The 14,484-nt window shown below is 63.0% G+C and carries 12 protein-coding genes and 1 tRNA gene; 8 read left to right on the forward strand and 5 right to left on the reverse strand.

Annotated features, from left to right (window positions below):
• Positions 1–61: 61 nt before the first annotated feature.
• A complete protein-coding gene (locus QF629_02255) occupies positions 62–1,885 on the forward strand; it encodes a TRAP transporter permease (GenBank protein MDP6012359.1) in 1,824 nt (607 codons plus the stop codon).
• Here the strand turns inward: QF629_02255 and QF629_02260 are convergent.
• Together QF629_02260 and QF629_02265 are read right to left on the reverse strand one after the other, a co-directional pair.
• The gene (locus QF629_02260) at positions 1,830–4,238 is read right to left on the reverse strand and encodes a hypothetical protein (GenBank protein ID MDP6012360.1); all 2,409 of its coding nucleotides are present in this window, start codon (positions 4,236–4,238) and stop codon (positions 1,830–1,832) included. The two genes, QF629_02255 and QF629_02260, sit on opposite strands and share 56 nt — an antisense overlap.
• A gap of 145 nt (positions 4,239–4,383) precedes the next feature.
• Positions 4,384–4,593: a formate/nitrite transporter family protein gene (locus tag QF629_02265; GenBank protein MDP6012361.1), complete on the reverse strand. Its 210-nt coding sequence runs from the start codon at positions 4,591–4,593 to the stop codon at positions 4,384–4,386.
• A 129-nt stretch (positions 4,594–4,722) separates the two neighbouring features.
• On the opposite strand from QF629_02265, the gene QF629_02270 reads away from it, so the two are divergent.
• Both QF629_02270 and QF629_02275 read left to right on the forward strand, forming a co-directional pair.
• On the forward strand, positions 4,723–5,808 hold the full coding sequence (locus QF629_02270; GenBank protein ID MDP6012362.1) for an NAD/NADP octopine/nopaline dehydrogenase family protein: 1,086 nt from the start codon (positions 4,723–4,725) through the stop codon (positions 5,806–5,808).
• Complete coding sequence (locus QF629_02275; GenBank protein ID MDP6012363.1) at positions 5,805–6,776, forward strand: 3-hydroxybutyryl-CoA dehydrogenase; 972 nt, start codon at positions 5,805–5,807, stop codon at positions 6,774–6,776. The genes QF629_02270 and QF629_02275 overlap by 4 nt, the downstream gene beginning before the upstream one ends.
• A 94-nt stretch (positions 6,777–6,870) precedes the next feature.
• On the opposite strand, the gene QF629_02280 is transcribed toward QF629_02275, so the two are convergent.
• A complete protein-coding gene (locus QF629_02280) occupies positions 6,871–8,175 on the reverse strand; it encodes a TRAP transporter large permease subunit (protein ID MDP6012364.1) in 1,305 nt (434 codons plus the stop codon).
• 6 nt (positions 8,176–8,181) lie between these two features.
• Positions 8,182–8,685, reverse strand: a complete 504-nt coding sequence (locus tag QF629_02285; protein ID MDP6012365.1) for a TRAP transporter small permease — start codon at positions 8,683–8,685, stop codon at positions 8,182–8,184.
• Between the two features lie 166 nt (positions 8,686–8,851).
• Here QF629_02285 and QF629_02290 point away from each other — a divergent pair, with 166 nt between their 5' ends.
• A complete protein-coding gene (locus tag QF629_02290; GenBank protein MDP6012366.1) occupies positions 8,852–9,622 on the forward strand; it encodes an N-acetylmuramoyl-L-alanine amidase in 771 nt (256 codons plus the stop codon).
• Between the two features lie 407 nt (positions 9,623–10,029).
• On the opposite strand, the gene QF629_02295 is transcribed toward QF629_02290, so the two are convergent.
• Complete coding sequence (locus QF629_02295; protein MDP6012367.1) at positions 10,030–11,193, reverse strand: NADH:flavin oxidoreductase/NADH oxidase; 1,164 nt, start codon at positions 11,191–11,193, stop codon at positions 10,030–10,032.
• A 218-nt stretch (positions 11,194–11,411) separates the two neighbouring features.
• On the opposite strand from QF629_02295, the gene QF629_02300 reads away from it, so the two are divergent.
• The 4 genes from QF629_02300 (at position 11,412) to QF629_02315 (ending at position 14,088) form a co-directional block, all read left to right on the forward strand.
• Positions 11,412–12,128 (forward strand): VWA domain-containing protein, encoded by a 717-nt coding sequence (locus QF629_02300; protein ID MDP6012368.1) that lies wholly within the window; start codon positions 11,412–11,414, stop codon positions 12,126–12,128.
• A 2-nt stretch (positions 12,129–12,130) separates the two neighbouring features.
• Entirely contained in the window at positions 12,131–12,862 is a 732-nt protein-coding gene (locus tag QF629_02305) for a DnaJ domain-containing protein (GenBank protein ID MDP6012369.1), read from the forward strand.
• Positions 12,863–12,906: 44 nt separating this feature from the next.
• Positions 12,907–12,982: transfer RNA gene (locus QF629_02310), tRNA-Glu, on the forward strand.
• A 401-nt stretch (positions 12,983–13,383) separates the two neighbouring features.
• A complete protein-coding gene (locus tag QF629_02315) occupies positions 13,384–14,088 on the forward strand; it encodes an SDR family oxidoreductase (protein MDP6012370.1) in 705 nt (234 codons plus the stop codon).
• Positions 14,089–14,484: the final 396 nt, after the last annotated feature.

The following is a 14,484-nucleotide window of genomic DNA, read 5'->3' on the forward strand; positions in this document are numbered from 1 at the left end:
GACCGCGGCACCCCGTGGCTGGCTCAGCCTGGCGACCCTAGTCACCGCTCTCGCGGTGACCATGGCCATCTTCCACCTCGGCGTGGCTCTGACCGGCCCGCCCGAGGAACTAGTCTTCCGGCCGCTGCACCTTGCCTTTGCAATGACGCTCATCTTCCTCATGCGCCCGCTCGGCAAGGGGTGGCCGGCCCGCGTCATGCTCGACGGCGTGCCGCTGGCGTTGTCCCTCGCCTGTCTCGGTTACATTCTCTTCAATCAGGACTACCTGACCAACGTTCGTATTCAATATGTCGACCCACCGACCACGACCGAGATGTGGCTCGGCTGCACCCTTGTCGTTTTGGTGCTCGAAGCCTCGCGCCGGGTTATCGGACTGGCGCTGCCGATCACGGCCGCACTCTTTCTCGGCCACGCCCTGCTCGGCCCCTGGCTGCCCTTCGGTCTCGAGCATGACGGCTATCTACTGGAGGAGGTGGTGGAAGAGCTTTATCTCACCACCAACGGTATTTTAGGCATACCGATTAGCGTCTCGGCGAAATATGTCGTGCTGTTCGTGCTGTTCGGCGCCTTTCTCGAACGCGTCGGCACAGGCCACCTCTTCATGTCCTTCGCCATGGCGCTGACCGGCCATACGCCGGGCGGTCCGGCCAAGGTAGCGTGTCTCACCAGCGGCCTGTTCGGCACCGTCTCGGGCAGCGCGGTCTCGAACGTCATGACCACCGGCGTGCTCACCATCCCACTGATGAAGCGCATCGGCTATCGCCCAGCCTTTGCCGGCGCGGTTGAGGCCGTAGCGTCGACGGGAGGCCAGATCATGCCGCCGATCATGGGCGCTGCAGCTTTCGTCATGGCCGAGCTGCTCGGCGTCAGCTTTCTCGAGGTCGCCGGCTACGCGCTTGTGCCCGCGGTACTGTTCTATGTCGCGCTTTTTATGGCCGTGCATTTCGAAGCCAAGCGCACTGGCATGCGCGGCCTACCGCGCGACGAGCTGCCGGTGGTGCACAAGGTGCTGGCCAGCCACGGGCATCTGTTCCTGCCCATGGTAGTGATCATTACCGTGCTCATGAGCGGTCGCAGCGCCCCCTATGCAGCGCTTTGTGGCATCGCTTCTATCATTCCAGTAGCACTGTTGCGCACGACCACGCGCAAGACCGTAAGCATCGGCATGCTCATCGATTCGCTGGCGACGGGCGCCCGCAACTGCCTCGCTGTGGCGGCGGCCTGTGCCTGCGCCGGCATCGTCATCGGCATTATCACCCTGACCGGACTCGGGCTTGATTTCACACAGCTCGTGGTCGACGCGGCTAAGAACGCCCTTTGGCCCGCCCTAGTTCTGACCATGATGGCCGGTATCGTGCTGGGGATGGGCTTGCCAACCACGCCCGCTTACATCATGCAGGTGGCTCTACTGGTGCCAGCGTTGGTGGGCTTGGGTGTCTTCAAGCCGGCGGCACACATGTTTGTCTTTTACTTCGCGATTCTATCGTCTATCACGCCACCGGTAGCGATGGCGGTGTTTGCCGCCAATAGCGTCAGCGGCGCCAAGCTGATGTCCTCAGGATTTGCAGCAGTCAAGCTCGGCGCCACCGGGTACCTGGTGCCCTATATGTTTGTCTTTTCCCCGGCGTTACTACTGGTCGGCAATACCGGAGAAATTATAATTGCTGTACTAACCGGTCTGATTGGTGTCACCTGTTTAGCCGGTTCACTGCACGGCTACTTTCTGCGGCCAGCGTCATGGTGGCAGAGGTTGGTGTTGGCCGCCACAGCAATCCTGCTGCTGCTGCCGAACCTGCTTGCCTCGGCCATCGGCGTGGCCTGCCTGACAGCTATTGTGGCTCTACAGCTGGCCCCGTGGCGCCAGGCCACCCCAGACGCGTCCTGAGAACCTCCGGCAGCGTGGCAAGCACGTCAGGCGGCAAAATCGCCCCATCTGCCACCTGCTTCCACAGCTGCAATGCCCAGGCCTTGGTCTGCCAGCACGGATCAGACAGTCCTTTGATGGCAAGTTTGCGCAAGGGCGCCGCCAACGAAACCTCGCCACCCGCACCGAGGCGCGCCAACGACATCGCCCCGGCCCGGGCCGAGCAGACGGGATTATCCTGCGCCGCCCGGGCCACGGCCAGAGACGTTTGCGGATCGGGCGGCGCACCACGCAATAGGGCAACTGCGAGCCCTGCCTGTCTGGTGTCGTTGTTCACCGCGGCCGCGGTGACGTATTGCAGCACAGTCTGAGCCTGCATCGGCTCAGCAAAGCGGAGATAGCAGCGCAGCAGAGTTTGCAGGTTGGTGGTCAGGGCCGCGTCGGTCGGCGACACGGCCGCCATCATGGCCGGCAGGCTATCAGGCAAGGTTGCCCAGAGGTGGGCGTAATAGGCGAGGCCGACACCGTCGGCGGTACCGAACAGCGGCGCGCTACGTCCCAGCCAGTCACCTACCGGATCACCAGGCTGGTAGATGTGCGGATCATGGCCTGCAACGGGACAGTCGTAGCGCGGGCTCGGCGGCAACTCCTGGTCGCGGTTGGCCATCGGCCCGCCAAGCCCTTGCACCGCCTCGGCTAACGGCTCGCCGTCGAGTTGGAAGCTGGCGTTGCCGTCAGCATCGATCAGGAAGGGTAGACCGGGCAAGCCGCGCGCTGGTACCGCCCGTCCCCAGCCCTCACCGATCCCGGACAGCGCGTAGATATCGCCGCCACCGGCGTCCTCGAGCAGGCCGAAGCCGTTGCTGGTGCTGGCACCCTGGGCCAGGGTCGCGGCCTGATAGCGATCGCCCGCAATACCAGTGTCCTGCAGCACGCCGACGCCAAGGTCGAGTCCCATGCCCTGACCAACACCGACACTCATGACATAGCCGTCAGCGCCATCGGCATCTGCCAACACGCCGATGCCACCATGCGCGCCCATGCCCTGACCGTAGCGGCTACCTTGGTAGCGGTCGTCGCCGCCATGGTCATCAAGGACGCCGAAGCCGAAATAATAGCCGGCGCCTTGGGCAAACATCGGTGCCCGATAGATATCGTTGCCGCCGCCATCGCGCAGCAACCCGACACCGCCGGCCAGCGTCCCGCGCCAGCCGATGCCGGCACCCTGGGCATAGCCAAGCAACCCACCCGAGCGGGTGAAGGGATCGGCCGGACCATCTTTAGCACCATAATCGTCATCGCCATCAGCATCGAGCAAGGCACCAAAGCCGACCGGGCCGCCAAAGCCCTGGCCACGCCAGCTTATGCGGTAGCGGTCATTACCGCCGTCATCCTTTAGTACTGCAAAACCAGCAATCGCCGCGCCCTGCGCAAAGGTCGCCGCCTTATAGCTGTCATCGCCGGAAAGATCATGCAGCAGGGCGATGCCGCCGATGGCCGCAGCAACACCGGAAGTCGGTGTCTGGTACATATCGCTACCCTGCAAATCGATAGTTATAACTACATCTATAACCGCGGCCGAGCTACCACGATAATTATCGTCGCCAGAGATGTCCACGATCAACGACGGGCCCGCGGTAGTGAGGGCCTGCATATCGTATTCGTCGTTGCCACCAACGTCGACAACGATAGTGCCAAACTCGTGCGTATCGTCGCCGAGCCCGGCCAACACGACATGGCCCATCGGCGATTCTATCACCCGACTCGCGGGCAGAAGCGCCAGTTGCCGCGCCAGCTCGCCGTCGGCGAAGTACGCCAAAATAGCTGCATCAAGGCCAAGCACCGCGACAGCCGCCTTGTCGAGCGCGGCAGCGTCGGTCCCCCGTGCCAGACGCGCCAGCTCTGGTGCCGGCCGGCCCGTCGATTCCACGGCAGCGAGGAGGGCCGCTGGATGGCAACAATCCTTGGGCAGGCCGGCCCACAGCCGCTCGCGTGCCGCGGCGAAGCCGGTCACGAGGTAGGAGACGAAATTTGCAACATCCGGCGGCAGGTCCGCAGGCGGTGCCCAGTCCAGCGCCGCCACCACCGCGAACGGCTCGGGCAGGCCAATGCCGCGGGCGACGTCGGAGCTGCGTAGGGGTTGCGCCAGCAAACGCCGGACGCCTGGGCCCACTCCCCAGGGTAGAGCAACGCCCTGGTAACTGATGAGATTGTCGATCATGGCGAGCGCATCGCGGCCATGCCCGCGCGCCGCGAGAGCCTGCTCAACAGGATGGCCGAACAGCCCCGCATCGACGGGCCGACCATCCATCCCGGCACAGGCCGAGAGCAGGAGGGAAATTGCGATCGAGGCGAGCCCTGCAACACGGGTCATCAGTGATCCTTCAAGTAGCGGAACCAGTAAGTGGCGGCGACAATAATATTGCCGATGACGATGGGAACCAAATTGCCGATGGCCGGCACCAGCACAGGCGCCTTGGCCAGATCAACCCGAACGGCACGAGGAACGTGTTTACCACTTAATGCTCAAAGCGGAGCGCGACGAAAGTGGTGATTGGAAAGATGATGGCCGGCACTTTGCCGCTGACCCGGCGCCCAGCATAACTCAGCCAAACTGCGAGACAGACGTGCGCGTTGCAGAGGATGCTGGGGATCAGTTCCTCCAGCAACGCCAGACCGGCCTTGTCCGGCTTGTAGGCGTTGAGGTCGGAATGATCGTTGCGGACCATGCCTTGTCCCCCGAGGGCCGGGCAATATTGGCGAAAGCTGCGGGCCATGCAAAGGCACCGCCTTGACGCGGCCCGGACAGCCGCGAATGATGCTCCCGGCACTGCAGAACACCTGAAAATGGGGAAAGCATGGATATCGCCGTCATCGGCGGCGGCAACGGTGCTTATGCCGCCGCCGCGGACCTTGCCGAGCAGGGACACCGAATCAGGCTCTGGCGCCGCGATACCGCGGCCTTGGCGCCGCTGCGCGAGGCCGGCGGCATCGAGCTGATCGATTTCCGCGGCCAGCGCCAAATTCCGCTGGCGTTGATCACCAGCGATGCCGGCGAAGCGGTTAGCGGCGCCGATCTTCTCGTCAGCCCCCTTCCCGCCTTCGCACAGGCGGACGTTGCCCACGCCATCGCGCCGCATCTCTCCTCGGGGCAAGTGATTTACCTGCCGCCAGGGACCTTCGGCTCCTGCGTGATGGCACGCGCGATCGCCGATGCCGGAGGGCCGCACGATATCGCCATTGCCGAGGCCGGCACCCTGCCATGGCTGACGCGCAAAGCCGGAGCCGCCGCCGTCGCCATCACCACGCGCGCAACGCGGCTGCCGAGCGGCGTTTTTCCCGCCCGGCGCTCTGACGAAGCCTTCGCCGTGCTCGAGCAGGCTTTCCCCACCATCGAGCGACTCAAGGACGGCCTCGACGGCGCCCTGATGAACGCCGGCCCCATCATCCATCCGCCGCTGATCCTAATGAATGCCGGGCCGATCGAGTATTTCGAGCATTGGGACATCCACAACGAAGGCACCCAGCCTGCCATCCGCCGCGTCACCGATGCACTCGACGAAGAGCGCGTGGCAATTCGCGAGGCGCTCGGCTACGGCGCGCCCCACTTCCGCCTGGCCGACCACTACGACGATTCCCGCGAAGAATGGATGTACGGCAATGCCGCGCACGAACGCCTAGTCGACAGCGGCGACTGGCGCGAATCCCTTGACCTAATACGCCACCGCTACATGCGCGAGGACGTGCAGTACGGTCTCGCCCTTCTGGTCTCGATTGGGCGCTGGGCGGGCATCGAAACACCGATCGCCACCGGGCTGTTAGCCATCGCCTCGGCCACCTTGAATGAGGATATTTCCACTACTGGTCGAACTCTTGAATTACTGGAACTTCAATTACTTACACATGAAAATATGAAGAAATTTCTCAAGAAAGGATTCGCGTGACTGCATCGACGACTATCGCCGTGGTCGGCGCCGGGCGCATGGGCCGCGGGCTGGCCCATGTCTTCGCCTATGCCGGTCACCAGATCACACTGATCGACAGCAAGCCCCGCGCCGATGCCGAGCATGAGGCGCTACAGGCGGAGGCCTTCGCTGATATCGAGCGCAGCCTCGCCAGCCTTGTCGAATTCGGTGCCATGTCGGCGGCCAAGGTACCCGACATCCTGGGTCGCATTGCGGTCGTCCGGGACACGGGTCCTCTCGCGGCCGCCGAGGTGGTGTTTGAAGCAGTCCCAGAAACAATGGACGCCAAGCGCGAGGCCTTGGCACTAATTAGCCGCCACGTGCCGCCCGAAGCCATCGTCGCCTCGGCCACGTCAAGCATGATGGTTGACGAATTGGCGGCGATGATCGCGCGTCCGCGGCGCTTTCTCAACGCCCATTGGCTCAACCCGGCCTATCTCATCCCCTTAGTCGAGATCAGCCCCGGCAAGGAAACCGACGCGAGCGTCGTAGAATATCTCGAAGGCCTTCTAAAAGAGGTCGACAAGGTGCCCGTGGTCTGTGCCGCCTCGCCGGGCTTCATCGTGCCGCGGCTACAGGCGCTAGCCATGAACGAAGCGGCGCGCCTGGTCGAGGAGGGCGTGGCCACGCCCGCAGCCATCGATACCGCAACACGCTTCGGGCTCGGCTTCCGCTTCGCCGCCATGGGCGTGATCGAGTTCATCGACTGGGGCGGCGGCGACACCCTCTATCGGGCCAGCGAATATCTGCGCGACCGCCTCGGCGCCGAGCGCTATGCACCACCCGAGAGCGTGCGCGAGAACATGAAAAGCGGCGCTATCGGCGTCAAGAGCGGCCGAGGCTTCTACGACTATGAGGGCCGCGACATGGACAGATATCAAAAAGAAACGCTGGGCCGCCTCCTGACCCTGCTACATCATCACGACCTCTTGAAGCCTCCTGCTTAGGCAATCGCCCGCCTATAAAGCTGCCAAAAGGTATGATCGAGGATCAGCAACATCACGAACAACCCTAGCGGGCCGGTCAGCAGGCAGGCGGAGTTCAGCGCACCAGTACCAGGGCAATATCTGGGAAGGCCACCAGCAGCAAGACCAGCCCGAACCCGCAAGCCATGAAGGGAATGGCAGCGAGATAAATCGTGCGCATGCCCGTGCCGGGTGGTGCCACGCCCTTCATGACGAACAGCAAGAGCCCGAATGGTGGTGTCGTCAGGCTGATCTCGAGTCCCAGCAGCACGATCACAGCAAACCATACGGGATCGAAGCCGAACTGTATTGCCAATGGGAAGAAAATCGGCACCGTCAGCAGCATCATTGAGAGCTGGTCCATGAACATGCCAAGAACGAGCAACGCCCCGAACATGGCGGTTAGTAACAAGAGTGGCGAGACTTGGCCCGAAGTGGCCCAGGTGATGAGCCCGCCGCTGGCGCCAGAAAAGGCCAGGATCTGCGCGAAAGTCGCCGACATCATGATGATCAGAAAGGCCATTGCCGTAACCCGCAGGGCGCCGCGCAAGCTGGCCACCAGCGCCTTCCAAGTAAGGCATCGCAGCACCGCCGCCAGGGTCGCCACCCCGACCACGCCAAAGGCCGCGGCCTCCGAGGGCGTAGCAATGCCACCAAGGATGACACCGATGACCAGGGCCACTACCAAGCCCATCGGCAGCATATCTCGCAGCAGCGCGACGATCTTGCGCCTGAGCGGCACCGGAGCCACGTCATAACCAGGCGCCGCCTCGGGATCGAGTCGCAGGCGCAGCCAGATCAGGCCGATATACATCAACGCAAGTATGAGACCGGGCAGCAGGCCAGCGATCAGCACCTTGCCGACATCGAGCTTGGCGAGGCTGGCTAGCAATACTGCCAGGCTCGACGGAGGAATGATCATGGCTAGGCCGCCGGTGCCAAGGATCGGCCCGATAGCCATGGCCGGCTTGTAGCCACGGCGGCTCATCTCCGGCACCATCAGCGAGCCCAACATGGCCGTATTGGCTATGCTGGAGCCGGACAAAGTGGCGAACATGGTGCCGCCGATCACGGTCATATAACTGAGCCGCCCGCGCACGCGCCCCAAACACAGGTCAAGCGCATCGAAGACACGCATCGCCAGACCTGTATGGAAGAACAGCTCGCCCATGATCAGAAATAGCGGTACCGGCACCAGGGTGAACAAGGTCACAGAAGAGATCGCATTGCCGATGAGCTGGCCGAGGCCATGTGGGCCGCCGAGAAAAATCCAGGCGCCCACTAGGTCCGCTATGAGGAAGGCGAAAGCAACCGGCACCCCAAGCGCCATCAGCCCCACCACCATGCCCAGCATTAGGGCAAGGGTTGTTAGCCATTCCATGGTCCGTCAGACGCGCCCCTCGCCCTCGGGCGCTTCGGCATAGAGCGATTCGCGGCCCAGCAGGAAGCGCAGGAACTCCCCGGCCATCATCACGAAAGACAGAGGAAAGGGGGCATAGAGTAGCCATTTGGGCATATCGAACGAGCGCATGTCGAAGCTGCCGCGTGCCAGATTGTCGAACATGGCATTGCCAGCGGCCCAGACCACCACAAGGCAGGCGGCGCAGCAGATCAGGCAAACCAGCGCTTCCGCCAGGCGACGAAGGTGCTCCGGCAGGACCATCACCACCACCTCCACGTGGACGTGGCCATGACGGCGCAATAGCCAGGGCGCACCCAGCAGCGTGGCATAAAGTAGGCCGTACTCGGTCAGCGACACGGTATGGGCCGGCGGCTGCCACCCCATGGCGCGCAGCAGCACATCGAAAGTGATTAGCAAAGCTGAGAGCCCCAATATCGCGGCGGCAACAACCGCCAGTGCCCTCAGTAAGCACTCATAGGCGCGTGACATGGGCCTGCCCCCCCCCTCAAATCGTGGCAAGGCGCGAGTGTAGCCTTGGCATCCGCCAAGGCAAGAGACCCGGCAACTCTTTCCGCCTACCGGGCGGGAATCAACACTTGTACCCGTGCCACGATTGTCACGCGTGTTCTGCGGCACGCGCGCTATATTATCTTTCATGGTTACACAAAGTGGCGCACCGCAGACGGCCTCGCCGACGCCCCTGATCGATCGCCCTTCGCCCAACAACGACGCCCGCGCGCCGGAGAAAGGCATCGACATGTTGATCCTGCATTACACAGGCATGGCTTCAACTGAGGCCGCGCTCGACCGGCTTTGCGATCCCGAATCCAAGGTCAGCGCCCACTATCTCATCGACGAGCGTGGAACCGTTTATCGCCTGGTTCCGGATCAGCGCCGCGCTTGGCACGCCGGTGTTAGTGCCTGGGCCGGTGATACCGACATTAACGACCGCTCCCTCGGCATCGAGCTTGCCAACCCGGGGCATGAGTTCGGCTACGTGCCGTTTCCCGAGGCCCAGATGGCCAGCCTGGAAACTCTGGCCCAGGACATCTGTCAGCGCCACAGCATTCCTGCACGCCGCGTGCTCGGCCATGCCGACGTGGCGCCCTCGCGTAAACAGGACCCCGGTGAGTTCTTCGATTGGCACCGCTTAGCGGCCAGAAGAATCGGGCTGTGGCCGCAAATGAAAATCATCGTCCCACCTAGCCCGGCCCTGGGGCCAGGCGACAGCGGCCAAAGAGTGCTGAAAGCACAGGCAACCCTCGCAGCATATGGCTACGGCATCGAGATCACCGGCGAATATGACCAGCAGACAGTTGACGTCGTAGTCGCCTTTCAGCGACATTTCCGGCCGCAAGCGGTAGACGGCGCCTTCGACCAAACGACAGAAGCAGCTTTGCGCAATTTGGTGCGCATGGTTACTTGAGCCGACCGATTGATCCTCACCCTTTGAATTTGTCCACGTCCTATCATCAGGAATTAGAAGAGGATCAGTCACGGGAATCAAACGTCACGAACCAGAACAAATCATGAGTAAGCTACACCAGGTAGAGGCACTCGTGGGCCAAGCATGACGCACATCAATGCTCCATTCTCGGCCTCATCGTAATTTAACAGGTTATCCTGAATTCGCCGATCGCAACCGTAAACTTGGGATGTAACCGAGTAAAAACATCGACTTGTACACGGTCTTGATGGCCCCGCGCACGGCGCGCGTGCCAACCCTTCGACAATGCGTCATGCAGAACCAGGACTCTCCTTATGAGTGAGGGAGCCAAGGGGCCCAGGTCACTAAGCAGGCAGCGTACCGACGAACTCCGCGATGATGGTGCGCTAATTCGAGACAGGCTTGTAGAACACACTGTGGCGCTTGCGGCGCGTTAGCCACCAGCCATATTGCACGGGCCAGTGCTCCATCTCGGGGTCGCAACCGAGAAACTCGGCGGCGCGCAAGGGCCAATAGGGATCGGTCAGCGCCTCGCGGCCGATGGCGATGAGGTCGGCCTGGCCGGCCTGCAGAATCGCTTCCGCCTGCTGGCCGTGGGTGATTAGCCCAACGGCCTGGGTCATGAGTTTCGCCTCGCGGCGCACCTGCTCGGCGAACGGCACCTGATAGCCCGGCTCGCGCTTCACACTTGCTGCCGTCACCGCGCCAACAATACCGCCCGATGAGCAATCTATCACATCAACGCCGAGCGCCTTGAGCTCCTTCGCAAACGCCACCGAGTCCTCTATCTCCCAGCCGCCCTCGATGCCATCAACGGACGAGATGCGGAAGAAAAGCGGCTTGTCGTCGGGCCAGACCGCGCGTACGGCCTCGGTGACCTCCAAGGCCAACCGCATGCGTCCCGTACGGTCGCCGCCATAGGCGTCGTTGCGCTGGTTGCCTATGGGGCTGAGGAAGCTCTGGATGAGATAGCCGTGAGCGCCGTGCACCTCGGCGATATCGAAGCCAGCCGCCAATGCACGGCGCGCCGCAGCCGCAAAATCGTCCACGAGTTCGGCGATCTCGCCCGTGCTCAGCGCCTCGGGCACAACCCAGTCGTCATTGACCGGGACAGCGCTCGGGCCAACCGGTTGCCATTGCAGATCACCGCGCGCCAGATCGCCGTCGTCGAGCGGACCGTTTCCGTTCCAAGGCCTCTGCATGCTCGCTTTGCGCCCGCCATGGGCCAGCTGTACGGCGGCAACCGCGCCATGTTCTTTCAAAAAATGGACGATCTTGGCGATGGGCCCAATCTGCCCGTCATGCCACAGTCCGACATCGCCGTGGGTGATGCGGCCGCGCTTTTGCACCGCCGTCGCTTCCATGAAGATTAGCCCGGCCCCGCCCAGCGCATACTGGCCAAGATGCACCGTGTGCCAGTCCATGGCCATGCCTTCGGCAGCGCTGTAGGTAGCCATGGGCGAGATCACGATGCGGTTACGCACGGTCACGTCGCGAAGCTCGAGCGGTGTGAACAGAAGCGGTGCCGGGCGCGGGGAATCAGTAACCACGGGGGCATCTCCATCGCTGGGAAAGGATAGTGTTCCGGGCGGACTATGGCCGATGATGCAGCCGCCCGCAATACCACCTCCCAGGCGCATTTGCATTGCCGGAAACGTGCTCTAGACTCTATCCAATGACAACTGACGCAGCGTAGGGAGACGACGACGTGACCCTGGTTCTGGTGGACAACGAGAAGGGCGGCACGGTGGCCGGTGACTGACGGACGATGACGAACAAGCGCGACAAACTGCCGGCAGCATCTAGCAACAGCGAGATCGATGCCTTTCTCGATACCGTCGGCCGCCTTACCACGCAAAGCGGCGGCAGCCGCAAGGGCCGGCTGATCTTCGCCCTCGATGCCACGGCTAGCCGCGAGCGCAGCTGGGACACGGCTTGCCACATCCAGGCCGAGATGTTTCACGAGACCGCCTCGCTCGGCACCCTTGCCGTGCAACTCGCCTACTATCGCGGTTACGGCGAGTTCAAGGCGACGCCGTTCACCAGCGACAGCAAAGCTCTGTTGCAGCGCATGACCGGGGTGCGCTGCCTCGGTGGTCGCACCCAGATCGGCAGGCTACTGCGTCATGCTCTGGCCGAGAGCGCACGCGAAAAAGTGCATGCCGTGGTCTTCGTCGGTGATGCCTGCGAGGAGAGCATGGACGAGTTGTGCCACCACGCGGGCCAGCTCGGCATCGACGACGTTCCCGTCTTCGTCTTCCACGAGGGGGGCGATGCCGTGGCGGAGCGTGCCTTCCGGCAGATCGCACGGCTCTCGGGCGGCGCCTATTGCCGCTTCGATTCGATAAGCGCAGCCAGCCTGAAAGCATTGCTAGCGGCAGTGGCGATTTACGCCGTCGGCGGCCGGAAGGCCCTGGAGAATTATGAACGCCGCGAGGGACGCACCCTGCTGCGATTGGAAAGCCGGCGCGGCAAGGGAGCTTGAGCATGTTTGCCTATTTTCTCATGGGCGCGGCGCTGCTGCTGGTCTTTCTGGTGCTGGCACGCCTCTTTGTGAGGACCAATCCGCAGTTGTTGGCGCGGGCCCTGCGTTGGGTCGGAATCGTGGCAGCGATCGTGCTCGGCGTGCTGTTGCTGGTGCGCGGCCAAGCGCTGATCGCGGGCCTCTTCGGCGGTCTGGCTGCCGCGCTCTGGCGAGTGCGCAATCTGGTGCCGCTACTGGCCTGGGCCTGGGGCGTACGTCAGGCCGCCCGCCGCACCGCCACGGCCGCTGGGCCAACGCCGGGCGCCCAATCCTCAGCCGAGACCGCTTGGCTGCGTATGCATCTCGACCACGACAGCAACACCCTCGACGGCGAGGTCCTACAAGGTGTCTTCATCGGGCGACGACTGGGCTCGTTGACGCTCGCCGAGCTGCTTGCCTTGCGCCGTGATTGTATCACCGATGAGCGCTCTGTGCGCCTGCTGGAAGGCTTTCTCGACCACGCCCACAGAGACTGGCGCAAACGCGCCGGGACCGGGCCGGCCGGCGGTGATATTGCCATGACCCAGGAGGAAGCGCTCGACATTCTTGGTCTCACACCCGGTGCCAGCGATGCCGAGATCAAGGAGGCCCACCGCCGCCTGATGAAACAGGTGCACCCCGACCACGGCGGCTCCGACTACCTCGCAGCAAAGATCAATCGGGCAAAGGACATCCTGCTTGGCGACGGCGGTTGACCGCACCGCCAACAGCACGATATATCGCCTCCAGCAAAGCCGACGTCCCCTTCGTCTAGCGGTCTAGGACATCGCCCTTTCACGGCGAAAACACGGGTTCGAGTCCCGTAGGGGACACCAGTGTTTTCAATAGGTTATGTGATACCGCCTCAGATTTTCCACAAATATCCAAAAAGCCGACGCCCAAATTGCTGACCTCGGCTGGTGTTCGATAGACTGCGAATGTGGGGCCTCACGAGGGCGCCTCGGACCAGCGGTAGTCGCTGTGATTGCGCCCCAAAAACTCCGTCATCTAAAGCGCTGATGCGGGCGCTAGCTTCAATGGTTTTGCGAAGCGCCGCCGCATCGGCAGCAATATCGGCGGCGGCACGGCTTGGTCTCGCTGCTCATGCCTCCGATCCCCAGGTCCATCGTAGCCGCGACCACACCCAGACCCGACCGCGCGTGGAAAGATCTCACGCATCCTGCTAAGAGAGGGGCGGACATCACAAGAACACAAGGCCACAAGGAGACGCTCGACAATGGATGTGAGCAATCGAAAGGCGATCGTTTTCGGCGGCACCTCTGGCATCGGCTTGGCCACGACGAAACAGCTGGCAGGTCTCGGCGCAGAGGTCGTCGCCGTGAGCCGCAACCCTAACAAGGCGGGCGAGGTGCCGGCCGGCGTCAGCCTGTGCCAGTGCGACGTGCGCGACCGCGAAGCGCTCGCGACCCTGTTCCGCGACCGCGCACCGTTTGACATCCTGGTTAGCGCCGCGACAGGCGGGACCCGCGCCATGGGGCCTTTCCTGGAGATGGACATGGACGGCTACCAGGCCTCGTTCGACAAGCTCTGGGGCTATGCCAACGTGGTACGCCTCGGCACCGAGCATATGAGTGAGGACGGCACCATCGTGCTGGTCAGCGGGGCACCGGCGCGCAAGGCGAAGCCGGGACAGGTGTCGCTGTCCTCGGTCGGGGCCGCGGTCGAGGCGCTGGTGCGCGCCGTGGCGCCAGAGATCGCGCCGCGCCGGCTCAACGTAGTCTCGCCGGGCACCATCGATACGCCCCTGATGTCGCTCGAGGGCGCCGAGCGCCAAGCGTTCTATCAGAAGGCGACCGCCGCCAACGTCATCCCTCGGGCCGGCAAAGCCGAGGAGGTGGCGCAGGCGATCCTGTTGATGATCGAAAACGATTTCGTCACTGGCACGACGATCGATATCGACGGCGGCTGGCTGCTCTCGTAGCCATAAGGCGTGGCTAGCCTGCCACGTCCGCGGCCTGAAGGTCGAGGCCTTAAATCTTTCTCCAGTAACCACAATAAACCATTAAATATCAATAGAATAGAGCCACTCTTCCGAGCGGCCCTTCTTTTGGGTTTTATGATATTGCCGCGTTCGTTGCCGCGTTTGAATGTTGCTTGATGATGCCTGACGGAACCTCTGTAGGGACCAGGGCAGGTGCGAGATCCCAAAATAAGGTTCCGAGACCCCGCTAGCTATGTGGCGCGGGAAACCGGACGGGCGGCCCCTGCCAAACCACCCGCTTCGGGGAAGGACGCGTGACCTGGGCCCCTTGGCTCCCTCACTCATAAGGAGAGTCCTGGTTCTGCATAACGCATTGTCGAAGGGTTGGCACGCGCG

The sequence above is a fragment of the Alphaproteobacteria bacterium genome, from assembly GCA_030739735.1.
Classification (GTDB): Bacteria; Pseudomonadota; Alphaproteobacteria; order UBA7887; family UBA7887; genus UBA7887.

What these genes read in the sequence shown, in the direction of transcription:
- QF629_02300 (MDP6012368.1), top strand. Translation starts at nt 11,412, where the DNA reads ATGACGAACAAGCGCGACAAACTGCCGGCAGCATCTAGCAACAGCGAG.
- QF629_02285 (MDP6012365.1), bottom strand. Translation starts at nt 8,685, where the DNA reads ATGTCACGCGCCTATGAGTGCTTACTGAGGGCACTGGCGGTTGTTGCC.
- QF629_02255 (MDP6012359.1), top strand. Translation starts at nt 62, where the DNA reads ATGGCCATCTTCCACCTCGGCGTGGCTCTGACCGGCCCGCCCGAGGAA.
- QF629_02260 (MDP6012360.1), bottom strand. Translation starts at nt 4,238, where the DNA reads ATGACCCGTGTTGCAGGGCTCGCCTCGATCGCAATTTCCCTCCTGCTC.
- QF629_02265 (MDP6012361.1), bottom strand. Translation starts at nt 4,593, where the DNA reads ATGGTCCGCAACGATCATTCCGACCTCAACGCCTACAAGCCGGACAAG.
- QF629_02290 (MDP6012366.1), top strand. Translation starts at nt 8,852, where the DNA reads ATGGTTACACAAAGTGGCGCACCGCAGACGGCCTCGCCGACGCCCCTG.
- QF629_02315 (MDP6012370.1), top strand. Translation starts at nt 13,384, where the DNA reads ATGGATGTGAGCAATCGAAAGGCGATCGTTTTCGGCGGCACCTCTGGC.
- QF629_02305 (MDP6012369.1), top strand. Translation starts at nt 12,131, where the DNA reads ATGTTTGCCTATTTTCTCATGGGCGCGGCGCTGCTGCTGGTCTTTCTG.
- QF629_02270 (MDP6012362.1), top strand. Translation starts at nt 4,723, where the DNA reads ATGGATATCGCCGTCATCGGCGGCGGCAACGGTGCTTATGCCGCCGCC.
- QF629_02280 (MDP6012364.1), bottom strand. Translation starts at nt 8,175, where the DNA reads ATGGAATGGCTAACAACCCTTGCCCTAATGCTGGGCATGGTGGTGGGG.